This is a genomic window from Lamprobacter sp. (assembly GCF_034860625.1).
In the GTDB taxonomy this organism is placed as follows: Bacteria; Pseudomonadota; Gammaproteobacteria; order Chromatiales; family Chromatiaceae; genus Lamprobacter.
Genome location: NZ_JAYESN010000244.1, coordinates 1 through 4,451, shown reverse-complemented (window position 1 = coordinate 4,451; position 4,451 = coordinate 1). Strand labels below are relative to the sequence as shown.

General features: G+C 58.5%; 8 protein-coding genes. 6 read left to right on the top strand and 2 right to left on the bottom strand.

Translation table 11 applies throughout. From position 1 onward, the window contains the following. Both VBE63_RS25160 and VBE63_RS25155 read left to right on the top strand, forming a co-directional pair. Positions 1-1,041, top strand: a 1,041-nt coding sequence (locus VBE63_RS25160) for an efflux RND transporter permease subunit (protein ID WP_323685752.1), incomplete at its 5' end; no start/stop codon positions are given. Between the two features lie 90 nt (positions 1,042-1,131). Next, positions 1,132-1,641 carry a potassium channel family protein gene (locus VBE63_RS25155; protein ID WP_323685751.1) on the top strand — a complete coding sequence of 170 codons (510 nt, stop codon included), beginning with the start codon at positions 1,132-1,134 and terminating at the stop codon, positions 1,639-1,641. A 74-nt stretch (positions 1,642-1,715) separates the two neighbouring features. On the opposite strand, the gene VBE63_RS25150 is transcribed toward VBE63_RS25155, so the two are convergent. Beyond that, positions 1,716-3,206 (bottom strand): class I SAM-dependent DNA methyltransferase, encoded by a 1,491-nt coding sequence (locus VBE63_RS25150; protein ID WP_323685750.1) that lies wholly within the window; start codon positions 3,204-3,206, stop codon positions 1,716-1,718. On the opposite strand from VBE63_RS25150, the gene VBE63_RS25145 reads away from it, so the two are divergent. Genes VBE63_RS25145 through VBE63_RS25130 form a run of 4 tightly spaced genes read left to right on the top strand, consistent with a single transcriptional unit; the run spans position 3,181 to position 4,141 of the window. Beyond that, entirely contained in the window at positions 3,181-3,534 is a 354-nt protein-coding gene (locus VBE63_RS25145; protein WP_323685749.1) for a hypothetical protein, read from the top strand. The genes VBE63_RS25150 and VBE63_RS25145 overlap by 26 nt on opposite strands. After that, the gene (locus VBE63_RS25140; RefSeq protein WP_323685748.1) at positions 3,531-3,749 is read left to right on the top strand and encodes a type II toxin-antitoxin system HicA family toxin; all 219 of its coding nucleotides are present in this window, start codon (positions 3,531-3,533) and stop codon (positions 3,747-3,749) included. Before VBE63_RS25145 ends, VBE63_RS25140 begins: the two co-directional genes overlap by 4 nt. Before the next feature lie 4 nt (positions 3,750-3,753). Beyond that, complete coding sequence (locus VBE63_RS25135; protein WP_323685747.1) at positions 3,754-3,933, top strand: hypothetical protein; 180 nt, start codon at positions 3,754-3,756, stop codon at positions 3,931-3,933. Further along, the gene (locus VBE63_RS25130; RefSeq protein WP_323685746.1) at positions 3,914-4,141 is read left to right on the top strand and encodes a DUF2283 domain-containing protein; all 228 of its coding nucleotides are present in this window, start codon (positions 3,914-3,916) and stop codon (positions 4,139-4,141) included. Before VBE63_RS25135 ends, VBE63_RS25130 begins: the two co-directional genes overlap by 20 nt. Before the next feature lie 35 nt (positions 4,142-4,176). On the opposite strand, the gene VBE63_RS25125 is transcribed toward VBE63_RS25130, so the two are convergent. After that, complete coding sequence (locus VBE63_RS25125) at positions 4,177-4,317, bottom strand: hypothetical protein (protein WP_323685745.1); 141 nt, start codon at positions 4,315-4,317, stop codon at positions 4,177-4,179. Between the last annotated feature and the right edge of the window lie 134 nt (positions 4,318-4,451).

Sequence of the window (4,451 nt, the reverse complement as noted above, 5' to 3'; positions counted from 1 at the left end):
GCCGACCCGGATGCGAAGGAGATCCGCGACGACTGGCGCGAGCCGGTGAAGGTGATCCGGCCGGTGTTCAATGAGCAGGTCGGCCGCCAGCTCGGCATCACCCGCGAGGATGTCGCCAAGGCCATGCAGTATGCCTTCGATGGCGTGCAGGTCGGGCTCTATCGTGACGGCGAGCGCCTGCTGCCGATCCTGGTGCGGGCGCCGCTCGGCGAGCGCATCGATGTCGATAACATCCAGGATGTGCAGGTCTGGAGCCCGGTGCTGCAGCGCGCGGTACCCATCGCCCAGGTGGTCAGCGGCTTCGAGACAGTCTGGGAGAACCAGGTCATCGGCGGGCGAGACCGCCAGCAGACCATCATCGCCTCGGCTAACCCGCGTAGCCCGCTGGCCTCGCCGCTGTTCGAGCGCCTGCGCCCGCAGATCGAGGCGATGCAACTGCCACCGGGCTACAGCCTATCCTGGGGCGGCGAGTACGAGGACCAAACCAAGGCGCAGAGCGCGCTGTTCGGCGTACTACCGCCGAGCTTCTTGGCGATGATCCTGGTCAGCATCCTGCTCTTCGGCAAGATCCGCCAGCCGCTGATCATCTGGCTCACGGTGCCGATGGCGATCATCGGCATCACCGCCGGGCTGCTTGGTGCCAATGCCGCGTTCGACTTCATGTCGATGCTCGGTGCCTTGGCGTTGGTCGGCCTGCTGATCAAGAACGCGATCGTGCTGATCGAGGAGATCGACCAACAGATCGAGGCTGGCAAACCGGGCTATACGGCGATTCTCGATTCCGGCGTCAGCCGCATGCGCCCGGTGGTGCTCGCCGCATCGACGACGATTCTCGGCCTGATCCCGCTGCTGCCCGATGTCTTCTTCGTCAACATGGCGATCACCATGATGGCGGGGCTGGGCTTTGCGACGGTGCTGACGCTGATTCTGGTGCCGACCCTGTATGCGATCCTGTTTGGGATCAAAGAGGGGCAGCCGGCATCCCTGGCGAGCGCTCAGAGGCTGAGTACCAACGGAGGCGCGTCGCCAAGCACGACATGAGCATCGCAGCAGGCCATCGGCAACAAGACGTACCAAGGTCATGACCGGGCTCCTTTCAGAAAGCAGTCGAGTGATCCATGCAGTGATGCCATGACCCTGCCCCTGCTCACCGGCGCCTTGCTGGTCGTGATCACGGTGCTGATCCAGGGCCTTGGCTCGATCGCGCTGATCCGTTTTCTGGCCCGTCATCATGTTGGGCCAGATGGTCAACTCCTGCCGCAACGCGCCCTACTGGCGGTGATCCTGACCGCGCTTGGGCTGCTGCTCTTGCATTGGCTGCAGATCCTGGTTTGGGCCTTGGCCTATCGAGTGCTGACGCCAGTGACCCCGATCGGCACCCTGGAGCAGGCCCTGTATTTCTCCGCCATCACCTTCACCACGGTCGGCTATGGCGACATCACCTTGGCGACCGAGCAATGGCGCATGCTCGCCGGCATCGAGGCGCTGAATGGCGTGCTCCTCCTCGGCTGGTCAACGGCCTTACTGTTTGCCGTCGTGCAACGCAGCTGGGGCAGCTACGTGCACGGAGAGCATTGGATCAAGTCGCACCCCGCCGCCACCGAGGAACCTAAGAGCCGCACCAAGGCCGGAACGGACTAGCAGGCCCTGCGGGCGATGCGCGATGACGATTTCCGCACGGAGATCGTCACCGATCGGAATCAGCATCCAATCCGTCAGTCGTGTTTGCCAAGCTTCGCCAACACCTCGCGGAAGCTGGCCAAGCCGGCTTCGAGGTTCTCGATGATCTCCTCGGCGAGATCCTCGGGCTCCGGTAGGTTGTCCAGATCGGTGAGGCTCTTGTCCTTGAGCCAGAAGACATCCAGGCTGGCCTTGTCGCGGGCCAGCAGTTCCTCGGCGTCGTAGCAGCGCCAGCGGCCCTCGGGGCTTGTGTCCGGGTTCCAGGTCGGTCGGCGCTCATGCCGATTGCTTGGGTTGTAGCACTGGATGAAGTCGGCCAAGTGCTCAAAGCGCATCGGCTTCTGCTTCAGCGTGTGATGCACGTTGGTGCGGTAGTCGTAGTACCAGACGGTCTTGGTCCAGCGGTCTGGGCTCGCCACTCGGTTGTCGAAGAAGATCACATTGGCCTTGACGCCTTGGGCGTAGAAGAGGCCGGTCGGCAGGCGCAGGATGGTATGCAGATCCGTGCTCTCGAGCAGCTTGCGGCGGATGGTCTCGCCGGCACCGCCCTCGAATAGGACGTTGTCCGGCACCACCACCGCCGCGCGTCCGCTGCTGTTGAGCATGCTGCGAATATGCTGGACGAAGTTGAGCTGCTTGTTCGAGGTCGTCGCCCAGAAGTCCTGGCGGTTGTAGGTCAGCTCCTCGGTCGCCTGCTCGCCCTCCTCGTTGGTGAAGCTCATCGAGCTCTTCTTGCCGAACGGCGGATTGGCCAGCACGTAGTCGTAGGTCCGCGGACTTGGTGCAACCAGGGCATCGGCGGGCGAGATGTTGCCCTCGCTGTCGATGTCGCCGATGTTGTGCAGCACCAGATTCATCAGGCATAGCCGACGGGTGTTGGCAACGATCTCGTGGCCGTGGAAGGTCTGATTCTTCAGGAACTGCTTCTGGGTCCGATCGAGCTGGTAGTTGTCGCGGTTGGAGAGGAAGTCGTGAGCGGCCAGGAAAAAGCCGCCCGTACCGCACGCTGGATCAGCGATGGTGCGCATCGGCTCGGGACGCACGCACTCGACCATGGCGCGGATCAACGGGCGTGGCGTGAAGTACTGGCCAGCGCCGGATTTGGTGTCCTCGGCGTTCTTCTCCAGCAGACCCTCGTAGATGTCACCTTTGACATCAGCGCCCATCGTCACCCAGCTGGTACTGTCGACCATGTCGATCAGCCGATACAGCTTGGCCGGGTCCTGGATCTTGTTCTGGGCCTTGGTGAAGATCTGCCCGAGCATGCCGGTGCTGGTGCCGAGTCGGCGCAGCAGTTGCAGATAGTGCGTCTCCAGCTCGGCGCCCCGGCGTTGCTTGAGATCCTGCCAGCCATAGCCGGGCGGGATGCCGATCTCGCGGTTGTAGGGCGGCCGCGCATACTCGTCGGCCATCTTCAGAAAGATCAGATAGGTGAGCTGCTCCAGATAGTCGCCATAGCCGACGCCATCATCGCGCAGGGTGTGACAGAAGCTCCAGACCTTGGAGATGATTGAGGCGGTGTTCACGGGGTCTCTGTTGTTCTCGTGTCAGGTTGCGATGGGAGCTTGGGGTTTGGGTTATGATGGCGCTAGCCAAAAAAAAGCAAGAACGCTCTCAAGTCAAAGCACAAAGAGGAAAACCATGAAAGGCGAATTAACCGCCATTGTAAAAAAAGACGGTGATTGGTGGTTAGGCTGGATTGAAGAAATACCCGGCGCCAATGCTCAAGAACGAACAAAAGATGAGCTGCTCTTGAGCTTGAGGGAGGCTGTGATCGATATTCTGGAACTAAGGGCCGAAGAGGCTTACAAGCACGCGGATAAGGACTTTGAGACAATTCCATTAGCACTATGAAGCGAGGAAAGCTGATTCAGCTTCTGAGAAGAAATGGATGCGAATTAGTAAGGGAAGGCAACAGACATTCGATCTGGAAAAACATAGCCAATAGCGAACTAACAGCTGTGCCACGCCACAGCGAAATCAAGGACTTGATGGCGCATAAAAAAGCAAATGATCATCCAATTCTCACGACATGCGAAGAGAAGAGCAAAGCTCTACAGAATCTCTGAAGACATGATTCGTGAGATTCTTTCGGATATTGATTTATCTGAAGGTGAGCATGAAATTATCAAAAATGTACCGGGGTTTAGATATCCAATAAAAGTCGTTGTGGCTGTCGAAGGCTTCACACTGACTGTGGTTACAAATTATCCACTGAAGAAAGGCAAAACAGATGAACGTTCACTACGATGAATCAGTTGATACACTGTACTTAAAACTAGGCGAGGATGAGCCAGATGGAGTTATTGAGACTGCAGAGGGAGTTAATATTGATACAACTGCTGAGGGGAAGCTTGCAGGTATTGAAATATTAAAAGCATCGCAAAAAATTAACATGAACACTATCCTATCTTACACGCTTGAGTTAGATCAAGATTTGTTAACGAAGAAAATTGCCTAACGAGTAGCTCCAGACGAAGCCGGTTTCGCTTTCGCTCAACCGGCTTGGCTAAGCATGGCGATCTCGCTCATCTCCACAGGGTCCGTCACACCAAGCAGGTTGGCGAGGACAAGACCATTAGCGCCAGGCTCGAAATCAGCTTCTGGATTGCCGCTCGTGTCGTAGCGGTCGCTCATGCGGCGGTCTTCCGCGAACGTTTGTCAGGTTTGGCGGGTTTTGCGCGGGCAGCCTTCTCGGCCTTGATACGCGCTAGCAGCACCGAGGCTGGCTCGTCATTTGGATCCTGGGGGACGAGTTGGCCGGAGAAGGC

Coding starts and splice junctions, on each gene's coding strand:
- VBE63_RS25155 (WP_323685751.1), top strand. CDS start 1,132: ATGACCCTGCCCCTGCTCACCGGCGCCTTGCTGGTCGTGATCACGGTG.
- VBE63_RS25140 (WP_323685748.1), top strand. CDS start 3,531: ATGAAGCGAGGAAAGCTGATTCAGCTTCTGAGAAGAAATGGATGCGAA.
- VBE63_RS25135 (WP_323685747.1), top strand. CDS start 3,754: ATGATTCGTGAGATTCTTTCGGATATTGATTTATCTGAAGGTGAGCAT.
- VBE63_RS25130 (WP_323685746.1), top strand. CDS start 3,914: ATGAACGTTCACTACGATGAATCAGTTGATACACTGTACTTAAAACTA.
- VBE63_RS25125 (WP_323685745.1), bottom strand. CDS start 4,317: ATGAGCGACCGCTACGACACGAGCGGCAATCCAGAAGCTGATTTCGAG.